The organism is Hydrogenophaga sp. NFH-34, from assembly GCF_021401345.1.
GTDB classification, from domain to species: Bacteria; Pseudomonadota; Gammaproteobacteria; order Burkholderiales; family Burkholderiaceae_C; genus Hydrogenophaga; species Hydrogenophaga electricum.
On sequence record NZ_JACBGE010000014.1, the window covers coordinates 1 to 15482 of the forward strand.

At 69.3% G+C, this 15482-nt stretch carries 14 protein-coding genes; all 14 read right to left on the minus strand.

Annotation, left to right across the window (positions count from 1 at the left end):
• Positions 1–463, minus strand: a 463-nt coding sequence (locus L0977_RS14295) for a MotA/TolQ/ExbB proton channel family protein (protein WP_234265518.1), incomplete at its 3' end; no start/stop codon positions are given.
• 42 nt (positions 464–505) lie between these two features.
• A complete protein-coding gene (locus tag L0977_RS14300; protein WP_234265519.1) occupies positions 506–1213 on the minus strand; it encodes an energy transducer TonB in 708 nt (235 codons plus the stop codon).
• 87 nt (positions 1214–1300) lie between these two features.
• Positions 1301–2218, minus strand: a complete 918-nt coding sequence (locus tag L0977_RS14305) for a DJ-1/PfpI family protein (protein ID WP_234265520.1) — start codon at positions 2216–2218, stop codon at positions 1301–1303.
• A 19-nt stretch (positions 2219–2237) separates the two neighbouring features.
• A complete protein-coding gene (locus L0977_RS14310) occupies positions 2238–3080 on the minus strand; it encodes a DJ-1/PfpI family protein (RefSeq protein ID WP_234265521.1) in 843 nt (280 codons plus the stop codon).
• Between the two features lie 9 nt (positions 3081–3089).
• On the minus strand, positions 3090–5261 hold the full coding sequence (locus L0977_RS14315) for a TonB-dependent siderophore receptor (RefSeq protein ID WP_234265522.1): 2172 nt from the start codon (positions 5259–5261) through the stop codon (positions 3090–3092).
• Positions 5262–5289: 28 nt separating this feature from the next.
• Complete coding sequence (locus tag L0977_RS14320; RefSeq protein ID WP_234265524.1) at positions 5290–6477, minus strand: methanobactin export MATE transporter MbnM; 1188 nt, start codon at positions 6475–6477, stop codon at positions 5290–5292.
• Positions 6464–8539, minus strand: coding sequence for a TonB-dependent receptor domain-containing protein (locus L0977_RS14325; protein ID WP_234265525.1), 2076 nt, complete (start codon positions 8537–8539; stop codon positions 6464–6466). Before L0977_RS14325 ends, L0977_RS14320 begins: the two co-directional genes overlap by 14 nt.
• A gap of 50 nt (positions 8540–8589) precedes the next feature.
• Positions 8590–9483: an MbnP family copper-binding protein gene (locus L0977_RS14330; RefSeq protein WP_234265526.1), complete on the minus strand. Its 894-nt coding sequence runs from the start codon at positions 9481–9483 to the stop codon at positions 8590–8592.
• 38 nt (positions 9484–9521) lie between these two features.
• On the minus strand, positions 9522–10022 hold the full coding sequence (locus L0977_RS14335; protein WP_234265527.1) for a copper chaperone PCu(A)C: 501 nt from the start codon (positions 10020–10022) through the stop codon (positions 9522–9524).
• A gap of 26 nt (positions 10023–10048) precedes the next feature.
• The gene (locus tag L0977_RS14340) at positions 10049–11464 is read right to left on the minus strand and encodes a PepSY-associated TM helix domain-containing protein (protein ID WP_234265528.1); all 1416 of its coding nucleotides are present in this window, start codon (positions 11462–11464) and stop codon (positions 10049–10051) included.
• Positions 11465–11505: 41 nt separating this feature from the next.
• On the minus strand, positions 11506–12153 hold the full coding sequence (locus L0977_RS14345; protein ID WP_234265529.1) for a Crp/Fnr family transcriptional regulator: 648 nt from the start codon (positions 12151–12153) through the stop codon (positions 11506–11508).
• Between the two features lie 84 nt (positions 12154–12237).
• Complete coding sequence (locus L0977_RS14350) at positions 12238–12675, minus strand: DUF2946 family protein (RefSeq protein WP_234265530.1); 438 nt, start codon at positions 12673–12675, stop codon at positions 12238–12240.
• A gap of 36 nt (positions 12676–12711) precedes the next feature.
• On the minus strand, positions 12712–13224 hold the full coding sequence (locus L0977_RS14355; RefSeq protein ID WP_234265531.1) for a copper chaperone PCu(A)C: 513 nt from the start codon (positions 13222–13224) through the stop codon (positions 12712–12714).
• Positions 13225–13277: 53 nt separating this feature from the next.
• A complete protein-coding gene (locus L0977_RS14360; RefSeq protein WP_234265532.1) occupies positions 13278–15284 on the minus strand; it encodes a TonB-dependent receptor family protein in 2007 nt (668 codons plus the stop codon).
• Positions 15285–15482 lie beyond the last annotated feature (198 nt).

The following is a 15482-nucleotide window of genomic DNA, read 5'->3' on the forward strand; positions in this document are numbered from 1 at the left end:
TGCCCCAGACGGTGCCGAACAGGCCCACGAAGGGGGCGGTGGAGGCGATGGAGGCGAGCACCGTGAGGCCGCCCTGGGCGCGCGCCAGGTGGTCGTCCAGGCTGCGGCGCAGGCCGCGCTCGATCCAGTCGCTGACGTCCAGGCTGTCGTGCAGCTGGGGCGCGCTGCCTTCCTTGTGCACGATGTGGCGGGCGGCTTCGCGGCCTTCGAGGGCGAGGTTGCGGAAAGGGTTGCCGGGCTCCGCGCCGAGCTTGTCCATGCCTTCGGCGAAGTCGGCGCTGTGCCAGAAGCTCTCGCAAGCGCGGGCCTGGCGGCGCTGGGCACGCTGGTCCAGCACCTTGAGCAGGATGATGACCCAGGTGGTCAGCGACATGATCAGCAGCACGGCGGCCACGCTGCGCGTGACGGCATCGCCCTGGGTCCACACGTGGGCCAGGCCGGAGGAGGCGAAAGAGGGGTTCATGGCGATCCTTGCTAAAAGGGCATCCAGGCCGTGGCGACCGGTTCAGTTGGGGGCATCGAAACGCACCGGCACCAGCACGGGCAGGCGCTGCGGCACCCCGTTCACGGTCCCGGGCACGAAGGTCCATCGCGGCACCACGTCCAGCGCCGCCCGGTCCAGCCGGGGAAAGCCGCTGGAGGTCTCGACCTCCACCTGGTCGACCGAGCCGTCGGCGCGCACCCACACCTTCAGCACCACGGTGCCGTGCTCCATGCGCCGTTCGGACAGCCGCGGGTAGACCGGCAGGGGCCGGTACAGGTAGCGGGCATCGCTGGAAGGCAGCACCACCTGGGGTGCGGCGGGCGTTGCAGGCGCCGGTGTGGGGGCTGAGGTGGCCGGCGGGGCCACCACCACGGCGGAGGCGGAGGCGGGATTGGCCGCAGACGGGGGCACGGGCGCCACCCGCGGTGCGCGGTCCGGCTCGGCATCGGCCGGCACGGGTGGCAAGGACGTTGCGGGCACGGGTGCAGGCGGCGCAGGCACCGGGCGCGGGCGGGCCGGCGCCGCTGGAGGTGCCTGCGGCAGAGGCCGGGACGCTGGTGGCGGAGCGACCGCTGGCGCAGGCGGTGACTCCATCAACTGGGCCAGTACCTGCACCGGCACCACCACCTCGGCCGCCCGGTGCAGCAGGCCGGTCTGCAGCGCCCAGAGCACCCCCCCGTGCAGCAGCACCACCAGCAACACCACCGCGTTGCGCCGACTGAACACCATCAAGCCCTTTCTGGTTGCGAAGGCCTGCACGCCCGTCGCAGACCGCTTTCCGGACTGTAGCGAAAAGCCCGGCGGATCCTGCACCGGTCAACGCTTCGCGGATGCACGCGCCCGCTCCAACCGTTCGACCAAGGGGTTGACGCCCGCGTCGTACATGGCCGTGAGCATCCACGTCACCAGCCAGTTGGTCTTCTCGGGCGTCCCCCCCTGGATCGGTGGTGCGGGGTCGTACTCCATGTCGAGCATCACGCCCTGGGTGTAGCGATGGCCCCAGTTGTCGTTGAGCAGCGCCAGCGACATGTCCATGCCGGCGGTGACGCCGGCCGAGGTCCAGTACTTGCCGTCGACCGTGTAGCGCTCGTTGGCCGGAATGGCCTTGTACTTCTGGAGAAATGCCTCTTCGCGGTACCAGTTGGTGGAAGCGCGCCTGCCCTCCAGCAAACCGGTGGCGCCGAGAATCCACACGCCGGTGCAGATGGCGCCGGTGTAGGTGGTGCCCTGGTCGATCAGACGAATCCAGTCGAGCACCTTATTGTCGTAAGCAGCTTCGATGGTGCCGGTGAAGCCGCCGGGAATGATCAGGATGTCGAGCTGCTTCACCTCATCGATCACCGTGTCGGGGATGACCTGCACCCCCATCACGGTCTTGATCGGCCCCTGCTTCACACCGATCAGCCGTGTGGTGGCACCCGCCTGGCCCAGGATGTAGCGTGGCCCCATGAAATCCAGGTCGTTGACGCCGTCGTAGACCAGGATGCCGATCTGGCGGATCGGGTGCTTGGGTCTGCCCAGGATCGCGTCCATGACCCAGGCATGGTTCTCGGGCGTGATCTCCTGTGGCAGTGGTGCCTTCGGCGCCGCATCATCGGCCGGCCGCCCTTCGATGGCCGGTGGCGCTGCGCGCGGTGCGGGCTGTTCTCCGCAGCCGCACAGGGCCAACGCACCGGCCAGCGCGGCGGTGCCCAGGCCGCGCATCCCCCCCGGCGTTCCGAAGCGTTGTGTCATGGTGTTCGGCATCCGGGGGTCATCGGTGGGTGGTGGGCCGGGTGCCCTGGGCCTGCGCCAGGGCCGCGCGGACCTGTGGCGTGAAGTCCTTGAACATGTCCGAAACCATGGCGGTGACGGCCGGCGGCGCGGTGTGCGGTGTGCCCGCGTTGAACGGCGGCTCGGGCGCGTACTCGGCCAGCAACTGCATGGTCTGTGCGTAGGCGGTGTCGCGCAGCATGGCGACGATGGCCAGACCCAGGTCCAGGCCCGCGCTCACACCGGCGCCGGTGATGCGGTTGCGGTCGTGGACCACGCGCGCGTGGACCGGCGTGGCGCCGACGTCGGCCAGCAGCGCGTGTGTTGCCCAGTGTGTTGTCGCCTGATAGCCGCGCAGCAGACCGGCCGCACCCAGCAAGAGCGAGCCGGTGCAGACGCTGCTCACCAGTTTGGCGCGGCTGCCGCGCTCGGCCAGAAACGCCAGGGTCTGCGCGTCCTGCATGGCCGCCACGGTGCCCGCGCCACCACCGGGCACGAACAGGATGTCCAGATCGCGGGGGCACTGGGCCAGCGTGACCGTGGGCGAGAACACGAGTTGGGTGTCGCTCTCCACCGGTGCCAGGGTCTTGGCGACCTGGTGCACCGTGGCCCCCATCAACCCGGCGAACATGTGCTGCGGTCCCACGACATCCAGCGCGGTCATGCCCGGGTAGAGCAGCAGGCCGATCTGCTCCTGGCCGGTCCAGGAGGCGGGCAGGTGGCTCATGTCGTGCGGAGCCGGCGCCTGCCTGGGCGCTGCCGCCTCGCCACGGGCCAGCCATGGCGAGGTGGCCAGTGCGGCCGCGGCCGCGCGGAGGAACCCTCGCCGTTCAGCGGTGCTCATGGTCGCGCCTCAGTAGTCCACGCGCAGCGTGAGCTTGGCGGTGCGCGGGTTGCCCAGCTTGATCCAGTCCTGCACGAACTGGTGGCTGCTGGTGTAGTACTTGCGGTTGAAAACGTTGTCCAGGTTGAACTGCAGGGACGCTTTGCTGGCACCCAGCGCAAAGCGGTAGGCCACCATGGCATCCACGCGGGCGTAGCCCGGCATCCGGAAGGTGTTGCCGGAATCCCCTGGTCGCGCGCTCTGCGCGAACACGCCGCCACCCACCGCCCACTGGCTGTCGATGGCGTAGCGCGCCCACAGGCTCGCGGCGTGCCGGGCCACGTTGGCCAGCTTCATGCCTTGGTAGGTCGGGTCCCGGGTGACTTCGGTGTCGGTGTAGGCGTAGGAGCCGATCAGCGACAGCTTCGAGGTCACCTGGCCCGAGATGTCCCACTCCAAGCCGCGCGCGACCGCCTCGCCCATGGTGACCACATTGGTGCCAGTGGGCGAGCGCGGATCGAGCACCGAAGCGCCGCGGTTGCGCTTGGTCAGCTGGAACAGGGCGACCGTGGAATTGAGCTTGCCGTCGAACAGCTCGATCTTGTGGCCGACCTCGACCTGGCGGCCGCGCTCGGCCGCCAGGGCGGCGCCCGTGACGGTGTCGCGGCCGTTGTTGGCCGCGACCGCATCCTGGTACTGGGCGTACACGGATTGGTTGGGCGCGAACTGCCACACGGCGCCCAGGCGCGGCGTGGTGAAGGATTGCTTGTTGGGTTCGGTGCCCGGCATACCGAACACTGCGTTGGTGCGGTCGTGGCGCAGAGCGCCGGTCAGGAACACGCCATGGCCCAGCGCGAGCTGGTCCTGCACGTAGAAGCTGGTCCAGCGGTTGTGGTCGTCGTAGTCCTGCGGCATGGCCATCATCGGGTCCAGCCCCGGTGTGTGGCCCAGCATGGGGTTGTAGACATCCACCGACGAGATCTGCTGCATGTAGGTGGTGCCGGTCTTCTTCGTGCGGTAGGTGTCGAAACCCACCAGCACGGTGTGGCCGACGCCGCCGGTCTGGAACTTGCCGGTCAGGTCCGCGTTGAACTGATCCACCTGGTAGCGGCCATCAGGGCGCACGCCGAAGTAGTAACGGCACAGCGGGTCACCCGTGCCAGGGCAGGTCTGGCCGGGCAGCATGCCCATGCCGAGGTCCGCGCGGTAGGTGGCGATGTCCATTTCGGCGGTGTCGCTGTTCAGGCTCAGCAACCGGCCCTTGAGCTGCCAGGTGTCGTTGAACCGGTGCGAGGCATCGAGCTTGAAGCTCGTGGTCTTCGCGCTGGAGAGGTAGGGCGAGTCGTTGTACTGGCGCGACCAGGGCAGGTCGGCAGGCCGGTCGCCCACGGCGGGAATGCCGTAGTCGGTGCGGTAGCGGTTGTCGGAATGGTCCAGCGTGGCGGTGACGCTGGTGCGTGCGTTGGGCACCCAGGCCAGGCCGCCGGTGAAGCTGCTCAGGCGATCCTCGACGAAGTCGCGGATCGAGTCGGTGGTGTAGTGGGACACGGCCACCCGGCCCCGCAGGGTCGCGTCGGTGTTGAGTGCGCCGGCCGCTTCGATCAGGGTGCGCGAGAGACCGCGCTGGCCGATGGTCTGCTCGAAACCCCATTCGGGAACGGCAGCGATGGGCTTGGTGACCACGTTGACCAGCCCGCCCGGCTCGGCACGGCCGTAGAGCACGCTGGAGGGCCCCTTGATCACCTCGACCGCCTGCACGTTGGCCATGTTGATGGGCACGCCCATGACCTTGGTGCCGTCCAGGTAGTAGCTGGAGCTGCCGGACATCGAGCTCATGGCCGTCATCGATGTTGTGGGGAAGCCGCGCAGGATGAGCAGCGGCTGCAGGGAACCGTTGAAGCCGAAGTCGTGCTGCACACCGGAAACGTTGCGCACGGCGTCGGTGAGCGTCAGCGCGTTCTGGTCGTCGATGACCGCGCGGGGCACGACCTGGATGCTCTGGGCGGTTTGCAGCGATGGTGTGTCGGTGCGGGTAGCGGTGTCGCTGACTGGCGCCTGGTAGCTCTCGGGGACGCCGGTCACGACCACCGTCGGCAGCACCGGCAACGCGGGTGCAGACTGGGCTTGTGCAAGCGGGGCCGCCGCGGCGGCGCAGGCCAGGGCAACGACGGTCCTGGCGGTGGGGCGTTTCGGGGTGTTCATCAAAATCATCTCCTCGGTTGGTGGTCAATCAGGGTGGCGACGAGCCGCTTGCAGAAGCCGGGCGTGGCCACGGGTCGCCCAATTCGGGACGGGTCAGAAACCGCGCATCGGTCAGCGATTCGAGAAAGGCCACCAGGTCGGCCACCTCGGCGTCGCTCACGTCGAAGCCGGCCACCAGTTCGCTGCGCATGGGATTGGGCCGACCCTGGGTGTGTGCGGCGCGGCCGGCCACGGCGTAGTGCTCGCGGATGACCGCGGCCAGCGTGGCCACCGAGCCGTCGTGCATGTAGGGCGCCGTGACCGCCACATTGCGCAGGCTGGGTGTGCGGAACCGGCCGGTGTCCGCAGGATCGCCGGTGAACTCGACCACGCCAGGGTTGTCGGCCGGGTAGGCGCCACGGCCGTCCACGTCGTAGAGCCCCGTGTTGTGAAAGCCTTTTTCAGCGAAAGGCAGCCTTGCGTGCAGCACGTTGTCGTTGAAGTTGAAGCCCCCGTGACAGTGGTAGCACTCCATCTTCTCGCCGAAAAACAGGGCCTCGCCCCGGCGGGCCGCGACGCTGATGGCATCGGGCTGGCCGCCATAGCGGTAGCGGTCGTAGGGGCTGTCGAACGACAGCAGCGTGCGCTGGAAGGCCGCGATCGCCTTGGTCAGGGTCGAGAGTGTGTACAGCACCGCAGGGCCCTGCCGGGCCTCGTCCGGAAAGGCTTGGGCAAACAGCCGCTGGTAGGTGGCGTCGGCACGCAGGCGCTCGAACAGTGCCTGCTCCTGGCCCGCCAGCCCCATCTCCACCGGGTGCTCGCCGAACAGCGGCACCAGGGCCTGGACTTCCAGCGAGGTGAGCTGCGGATTGGCCCAGGTCAGGGTGGGCATGTAAGCCACGTTGCCCAGCGCCATGGCGCTGCGCGTGCCGGTGACACCCGTCACGCCGGTGGCCACGGCCAGGCCATCGGTGAAGGCCTTTTCCTGGTGATGACAGCTGGCGCAGGCCTGCGTGCCATCGGCCGAGAGGCGCTGGTCGTAGAACAGGTGCCGCCCCAGCGCGACCTTGGCCGGCGTCATCGGGTTGTCGGCCGGCACCACCGGAGGCGGTACCCACGCGGGCAGGTCCCACACGAACACCTCGCGCGTGCTGCCCGAAAGCAGCAGCCAGGCCCCGGCCACGGTCAGTCCGAACAGGCCCCGGCGAAACCACCGGGCACCGTCAGAACGTCGCATGGAAGGCCACCTTGAAGCTGCGCCCTTCCTGGAAGGTGTTGGCGTAGGCATTGCCCGACTGGTAAGCCACCCAGGCCTTGTCGAACAGGTTGGTGATGCCCACGTCCACGCGGTAGCGATCGTCCGCGAAGGTTCGGCTCACGAACACGTCGTGCAGGCTGTAGCCATTCCGGCGGCGCAGGACCGTGCTGTCGCGATCCTGCGCCGCCACGAGAGTGCTGTTCCACGACACGCTCAGGTTGTGAGCGGGCCACTGCCGCTGAACCTGAAATACGAGTTTGTCGGGGGGCGCAAACAGGTTCTGCCCGGCATCCGGATCGGTCACACGAACGCGCCCGTAGCCCGCCTGGTACTGCCACAGTCCCTGGCGGTAGGCGAGTTCGACTTCCGCACCCTGGCGCCGTGCATGGGGCATGTTCTGGTACTGGTAGCGACAACCCAGGCCCGTGGCTGCGCAGGCCGTCTGACCAGGAATGTTGCCCAGGTTGACGCTGGTGATGAGGTCCCGGACGCGCGAGTCGAACACCGCCGCGCGCACCGAGAGCCGATCCCCTGCCGACCACAGATCCCGCCGCAGGAATTTGGCGCCGAGTTCGGCGGTCCGGTCCACTTCGGGCCGCAGATCTGTGTTGGGCAAGAACCAGGTGAAGGTGCCGAACGTGCTGCGCTGGTACAGCTCGTTGACCGCCGGTGCGCGGAAGCCTTCGCCATAGCTGCCGTACAGAAGCCATCCGTCGTCCGACGCCCAGGCGAGCGTGGCTTTGGGCGACAGCCGGCTGGCCGAGCGCGCCGCAACCGAACCCTGCTGCTGCCGCGCCTGGAAGCGATCATGGCGCACGATGGATGTGAAGGTCCACCGGGGTGCCAGCGCCCACTGGGCCTGCCCGTACAAGCCCGTGCCTTCGCGGATGCCCGCAGGGTTCACCGGATTGACCGCCAGCGTGGCGGTGCCCGAGGCCGAGTCGAGCGCGTCCCGGTAGTGGTCGCCCCCCACAGAGAGCCGGTGCGCCCCCCACGCCCGGGCCAGATGGAAGTGGGCACCGTCTGTGGTGGTGACCGTGCGCTGGCGATTGGCAATGGGCGCATTCTGGTAGCGCGGGTCGGTGCCGAAAGCGTCGAGACGGCTGTCCAGCTCCGAGCGGTACACGCTGGCCTCGGCCTGCAGGCCGGTCGCCGGATCTTCCGGTTCCCAATGCCCCTTGAGGACAGTGTTGTGCTGCCGGATGTGGGTCGGCTGCAGATAGGGAATGGACGCGGTGTCGGTCACTTTCCGGTAGACCCCCACCTGCGGGTTGTTGGGAGCCAGGTTGTCGCTGTTGTAGAACTGGTGCGACAGTTCCAGCCGTGCCTGCGACACCGGCTGGACCCCCAGCTTGAGCAGGCCCGTGTCAGCGTCGCCGTCGTTCGGGTCGATGTAGGTACCCCGCGCCTGGCGGATCTTCCCCCAGCTGTGCCGCCCCACGGCCAGCAAGGCGTCCACGCGGTCATTGCCGCCGTAGACCCGGGCATTCACCCGGTTGGCGCCGTCGGCACTGGCATGGCCCAGCCGGACCCCGCCGCCCACGCTGTGTCCATCGGTCAGCAGATCGCGGGCCGACAGGGTGGTCAGCGCCAGCACGCCGCCGTTGCCGCCCGTGCCGTACAGCGCCGAGGCCGCGCCCCGCAGCACCTCCACCTGGCGCAGGAAGTACGGATCCGCGTACAGCGGCGACTTCATCGCGGGCGACTGCAGATCGTTCTGCCGCGCGCCGTCGAGCAACAGGGTGATCGATGCGCCCGAAGCCCCCCGGATGGTGGGAACCAGACCGTCGGCGCGCTGCCCCCCGCCCAGCTCGACATTGGGCATCGCACGCAGCACCGGTTGCAGGGTGGTCGCCTGCCAGTCCTCGATCTGTCCGGCATCGGCGGCACTGACCGAGGCCGCTGTGCGCTCCACGCTCTCGCGCTGCTTGTTGGCCACGACCACCACGGTCTCGAGTTCGACCGGGGGGGCCTCGGCCCACGCGGCCATGCTGCAGGAAGCCAGTGCCAGGGCACAGGGGGTGTATCGAAAGATCGTCATGGGGTTTCTTGGAAAAAGCACGAACACTCGGAGCGGGAATGCGCCCGCGATCAGCGGCGGCTGAACAGTTGCTGGAGCCCCGCAGCGGGTTGACCGTCGAAAGGCAGGCCCAGCGCCCCCATCACGGGCGGGCAATCGGCATCGCCCGGAAAGCTCATGCAGCCCGGTGAGGTCTGGGGAGCGTTGACGTCCACATTGGCCTGAGCGAGCACGCGGCCGATATCGGCCACCACGGTGTGGCGGCCCGGATCGAAGTCCGGGAACGCAACCACCACGCGGTTGGGGTTCTGGCAGGCGCTGGGCGCGCTGGTGCGGCTGGCGGCAGCGCACACGGTGCTGCCCAGGTGCACCGAATAACGCGTGGTCGGGCCCTGCGGGCCTGCAGCGCCCGGCTTCTCCGGGGACAGGCCGCTGGAGGTGGTGTCGAACTTCAGGAACTTGTAACCACCCTGCCAGTTCCAGAACATCGCCGTGCTGTTCAGCGGCGAGGGGGCCACCGTCGGGTCGCCATGGTTGAGCGCGAAAGGCACCCCCAGCGTGAAACGCACACCGGTGTAGCTGCCGGCCGGTACCGTGCCCCGCACCTGGGTGTTCATGCCCGTGGTGCCATTGCGGCACACGCCCGCGCCGTTCTCGAAGTCGAGCAGCGCCACGTTCTGGAACTGCCAGACGCCGTCCTGGGCCAGTTGCACGGGCACCGCCTCACCGCCGGCCGTGAGCATATGGACTTCGCTGACGTAGAAACGGAAGTCCGAAGGGGTGACGGTCGAACCGGTGCTGCCGATACCGGTATAGCGCTGGCCGCACTGGAAGGGCTGACCCAGGACTTCGGCCGCAAAGTTCAACGTCACGGGCTGCGTCCCGCTCGCTGTCGGCGCCGAGGCGCATGCTGCCAGCAGGGCCGAGAGAGCCAGGGAGGTGGCCAGTAAAAACGGACGGTGCATCACGATCTCCAAAATGTCTGAAAGGAACAAAAACGGCGTCAGTGCGCGTGGGGGGCGAGGGCCCCGGGCTTCTCTGCACGGGGTGTCTGGACCCAAACCGTGACGGTGTGCGTGCCGGCGTGTTCGAACACCAGCGTCACCGGGAAGCGGTCTCCGTCCCGCAAAGGTGACTTCAGGTTCAGCAACATGAGGTGAACCCCCTGGGCATCGCCGTGCCGCAGCGACACGGTGGTCTGGGCCGGCAGATCGAGCGCGGGTTGTGCCCGCATGCGCATCACGTCTCCGTCCATCTGCATCCGGTGGATCTCCACACGTTCGGCAGCGGGCGTGGTGGCCGACAGCAGCCGGTCGGGCGTGCGACCGGTGTTCCTGATGCCGCGGAAATACACCGCGCCGGTGTTCAGGCCCGGCCGTGTGGGGGTGGCATAGGGGTGATCGATGCGCAGTGCACCGGCCTTGAAGTCGTGCGCATGGGCCACGACCCCCAGCGCTCCCAGGGACAGCGCCACGGCGGCGCTCCAGACCATTCGTCGTTGCATGAAAAACTCCTTGAATGCGCGGCCGGTCAGCTCAGCGCGGTCTTGAGCGCTGGCAGACGCGAGATCACCAGCCAGTCGAGCAGCAGCACGCCCAGCAGCACGGCGCCGGACAGCGGGAACAGCACCGCCGTAACCAGCATCACCAGCGCCCCGGTCTTCCAGCGCGCGGCGCGGGCGGGCACGCCGGGGGCCACCAGACGGCCGGCGCCAGCGGGACGGCGCTTCCACCACATGACGATGCCGCTGACGCACAGGAACACCACCGCCAGACAGAACACCACGTTGAGCACCGCACTCCACAGCCCCATGTCGCCCTGGTGCAGCGCAATGCCCACGGCCATGGCCTTGGCCATGGGCGAGTAGTCGGCAAACGCGGCCTCGGCCAGCACCTGGCCGCTGTAGCGGTCGATGTGCAGATAGCGGTCGTGGGTGGGGTTGCTCAGGTCGCCGCTCATGCTGTCGGCGCTGACGGTGTAGACGCCGCTCTCGCTTTGCGGCACGGCGATGCGGAACTGCCCGCTGAAGCCGCTGCGGCGCGCGAAGTCGGCCACGGCGTCGAGGTTGACCGGCTGGCCGGACGGAATGCCGGGGGCGCCGGCCTGCGAACCGGACACGGGCAGCGGCGTCTGCTCCAGCCCCCAGGGCACTTCCTTGAGGCCGTTGGCCGAGAGGCTGGCGTGGGTGGCGTCGGACAGCGGCACGTTGTCCCACTTGGTGGCCGGGAAACTGCCCCAGGGCTGCACGAACTGGTTGCCCCACACGCCCGACCAGGCCAGCCCGCTGAGCAGAAAGCCGAGCAGGATCACGCCGATCCAGGCCCCCACGCTCACATGCCAGGCCTTCCAGGCCGCGCGACCCCGCTGCGCCCAACCGGGCCAGAACAGCTGGCGCCAGCCCCCGGGGGTGCGCGGCCAGGCCATGTACAGCCCGGTGAGAATCAGCACGATGCCCAGGCCGGCGGCGATTTCGATCAGGCGATCGCCCACGTCGCCAATCAGCAGCGTGCCATGGATCTTCTCGGCCCAGGCGAAGACGGTGTCTTCCTTGTTCACGACACGGATCACGCTGGCGGTGTACGGGTCCACAGCCACCGATTCGGTGCGGCCATCCACCCCCACGTCAAACCAACTGGGCGCGGTGGCGGTCTTGGGCGCCAGGTAGCTGCGCAACTGCCCTTGCGGCCACTGCGCCAACGCGGCCTCGGCCTGCGTGCTCACCGGCACGGTCTGCGCCTGCGGGCTGACCACGATCTTCATGCCCAACCGGGTCTGGAAACCGGTGAAAAACACCATCACCAGCCCGGTCACGGCCAGCATCAGCAGAAAAGGCACCACGTACAGGCCGGCGTAAAAATGCCAGCGCCAGGCCAGGGCGTGGAATCGGCCCAGCGCGGGTTGGCGCGGGGCGGCGGCCCGTTCGGCCTGGGCGGGATGGGGTGTCATGTTTGTCTCCTCGGACCTGTCGACAGATGGAAAAAAGAGGTTCAGGCCGCCGCGGCCTGCCATGCCGGGGCGGACGCGTCGTTGGCGCTGGCAAACCAGCGCAGCGCCGGCGTCTGGGTGGCAGGCGGCCCGGGCTTGCGGCTGCGCGGCGGCAGCAGGCGCGCCAGTGCGCGGCAGACGGTTTCGTGTTTGGCGTCCACCACCTGGGCCACTTCGCGCAGGGCAGGCAGCGCCTCGCGGATGTGGTCAGACAGCGCGCGCGCCTCGGCGTCGTCGCCCTGGGCCTGCCGCCAGGCATGGCCCAGCAGTTGCAGCAGGTGCACCAGCCGCTGCGGAACCGGCCCGGTGCGCAAGGCGGCCATGTCCTGGCAACGCGTCTGCTGCTGCATGAGCGCCTGGCGCAGCAGGGTGTCGCGTTCGGCATCGCTGTCAAAACGCACAGAAGCGAGCCGCGCCGGGGTCAGCGCGGTGGCGCTGTAGCGGTAGGCCTGGTCGCACAGGGCTTCGATGCCCACCAGGTCACCAGCCAGGGCGACCTGCACCAGTTGCCGGGTGTGGCCGATCACGCGATCGATACGGATTTCGCCGCTGACCACACGCCAGAGCGGCCCGCGCTCGCCGCTGGCGAACACGGATTGGGAGGCGGGGCACACGAGCACCGCCGACGAAGAAGACGAAAGAGAAGACATGTCCTGCTCCTGAAAGGCCGGAAGACAGGCAGGCCCGACCGGGTCTGCCCCCGGCGGCGCACCAGCGCCGCCTCACCGAGCGGTTCAGGCCGGAGGACCCCGGGCAGGCAGCGGCCCGGTGGGGGCCGGTATCACCGGCTCGGCCGGTGGCGCCCGCGACAGGCGCATCAGCAGCCCGGCCGGCAGGCCGAGCGTGGGCGTTTCATCGGGCAGGCAGCGGTCCAGCGACAGGCCGCACAGCGCGCAGTGGTCGAGCGCGCCAGCATGCAGCCCTGCAGCGGGCTGCTCGCGCGCCGGCTCCGCCGCCTGGGCCTGGGCGCTGGCCACGTCGACCTGCACCCAGCGGATGCCGCCGGGGCCGCAAATCTCCACCCAGCCGCTGCCCGGCGCCGCCGCGCCCGGCGGCCCGCCACCGGCCCCCAGCGCGCGCGAGAACGCGGGCGCCAGGCTGGCCAGCAGCATCATGGCCAGCACCCAGCGGGTGAGGCCACGGGCCGTGACGGACAGGCGGGAGAGGGTCATCGGGCGAGCGGGATCAGCGCCTCAGGGCTTCTCCGGTCAGTGCTTGTGCGCGCCGTGGCCACCCTGGTCGCCCTGGGGCGCGGCCATGCCGGCGCTGTTGATCGGACGGGCGGGCGCCTGCAGCTCGACGGTCTCGCGCTTGCCGTCCTTGCCTTCGAAGACCAGGGTCAGCGGCACGGTGTCACCGGCTTTCACCTGGCTCTTCAGATCCATCAGCATCACGTGGTAGCCACCGGGCTTGAGTTCCACGGCCTTGCCGGCGGGCAACTCCAGCCCGGCCGGCAGGGCGCGCATTTTCATGACGTTGTTGTCCATCGCCATTTCGTGGATTTCCACCACGCCGGCGACGGGCGACTGCACGGCCACCAGCTTGCTGTCAGCCTTGGCCGTCAGCTGCATGAACGCGCCGGTGGCTTTTTGCTGGGCGACGGTGGCACGCACCCAGGCGTCCTTGACGTCGACGCTGGTGCTGCCGTGGGCGTGGCCGTCGTGGGCGGCGGCGCTCAGCGAAGCCAGGGCCATGAGGCTGGCGGTGATGAAGGTTTTCATGGGTAAGCTCCTTGGACAGGGGATGGAAAACAGAAAGAAATAACAGGCAACGCTCAGGGCATGCGCCAGCTCAGGCCGGCGTAGACCGCGCGGCCGTCGCCCGGGAAGTAATAGGCCCCGTCGGCGCCCCGCACCTGGGCCTGCACCGCGGTGGTGGCCACGTAGCGGCGATCGCTCAAATTGCGGCCTTCGACGAACCAGCTCCAGCCCTGGCCCAGTTCGCCGCTGAACGAGAGGTTCCACAGCGCGTACCCCGGGGCCGACACGGTGTTGGCGTGGTCGACCCAGGTTTTGCCGGGCAACCACTCCAGACCGGGCGTCACGGTCAGCCACGGCGCGGCCTTCCAGCGCAGTTCGGCACGCAGCAGGTGCGGCGGAATGCCGGCCAGGCGCTTGTCGCCATAGAGCGGATCACCGTCGAAGCGGAAGTCGTTGTAGAGGTACTGGAGGCGCAACGCGAACGACGGCGCCACCGGCACGCTGGCCGACAGCTCCAGCCCCTGGTGCACGGTGCGGTCGGCGTTGGTCGTGCCCAGCGCTGCGCCGGTGGCGTCGGTGAGTGCCAGCAGTTCGTGGCGGACCCGCGCGTGGTAGACCGCCATGTCCCACGAAAGGTCCCCCGCGCGACCGCGCCAGCCCGCTTCGACCGTGGTGGCCTTTTGCGGATGGCCCAGCGGCCATTGCGGCCGAACCACCATCTCGCCAATGGGCGGCACTTCGTCGCTGCCACTCACGTTGGCGTAGGCCTGGGCCGTCGGGGTCAGCGCGTACAGCACGCCCAGCTTGGGGGCCACATGGTCGAATGCGGTGTCGTAGCTGGCCGAAGGCGTGGTGTGGTTGTCTACCCGCCGCTTCACCCGGACCGCCTGGGCCCCGGCCTGCACGGTCCAGCGTTCATCCAGCCCGTGCGCGTATTCGCCGTACAGCGTGTCCTGGCGCGCACGCAAGGTATTGCGGCCGGTGGCCGCGCCGGCCTGCCCGCCCACATTGGCGAAGCGCCATTCTTCCCCCTTGAGACGGGCCGAGGACAGGCCGGCCGTGAGCTGCCGCGTCAGCCCCGCTGGGCCCCACGCGGCCACCACGCGCGAATCGAAACCGCTGTCGCGCAGGTCCTGCTGGAGGATCCCCATGGTCATGGCGTGGAACCGGTCGCGCTCGGAGGTGTGGGCCACGGTGGTCCAGCGCACCTGGTCGCTGAGCTGCCACGTGGCCCGCACGGCCCCCCGGGTGCGCGTGTAGTTGTTGACCGCGTTCTGGTTCACATAACCGGGCGCGGCCTGACGCGGATCGGTGTTCAGGGCCGCACGGGTCAGGCTGCCGGGCATCTGCAGATCGGCATCAAGGTAAGCCAGGAAGGCGCGCAGCTCCAGCCCCTCCCCCACCTGTGCCCCCACGTTGGCCGAAACGCGGCGGGTCCGCGTGGCCGACTGTTCGCGCCAGCCGTCCTGGCGGCTGTCGCTGACACTGAGATAGCCATCCAGCGCCTCATGGCGGCCGGCCAGGCTGGCCTGCACCTGCTGCTGGCCGAAAGAGCCCGCCTGCAGCCGCAGCGACGCGCGCGGCGCCGTCAGGCCAGTGGGGGAGACAAAGTTCACCGCACCCCCCAGGCCGTTGGCCCCGTACTCCAGCGCGTTGGCGCCGCGCCAGACTTCGACGTACTGCGTGGACAGCGGATCGACGGACTGGAAATCACCGGCCCCGTCGGCCTGGTTCAGCGGTGTGCCGTCCTGGTAGATCTGGATGCCCCGCATCAGGAACCCGCGCTGGATGCCCGAACCCCGGATGGAAAACCGCGCCTCCTGCCCGTGCCGGGTCTGGGCCAGCACCCCGGGCGCCCAGGCCAGGGCATCGGTCAGCGTGGCAGCGCGCCCCTGGCGGAAGCTGTCGGCCGTGACCAGCGCCGTGCCACCAGCACGCTGTGACAGGGCTTCCCGGGCTTGCTCCTGGGCTTGCTCGGCCAGCGCGTCGACCGACCCGCTGGCGCGGACCTCCACCGTGGGCAACACCGGAAGGGGCGCCGCAGCGGGCGCGGCGGTCTGCGGCCAGGCGGCCGCGGGCATGAACAAGGCGCCTGCCGATACGCAGCACGCCCACCATCGCAAAGAAACCATGAAGATCCACCATCACCGTCGACCCGCCCCGGTTCGACAGGGCCACAGATCGGACGGGGCCCCTGGGGCCTGACCACCGCAAGAAGATCGGTACCGGGCGGGCCTGCCGCTGCGATACCGAACCGATTGCCGCCGTTCACCGCCGCG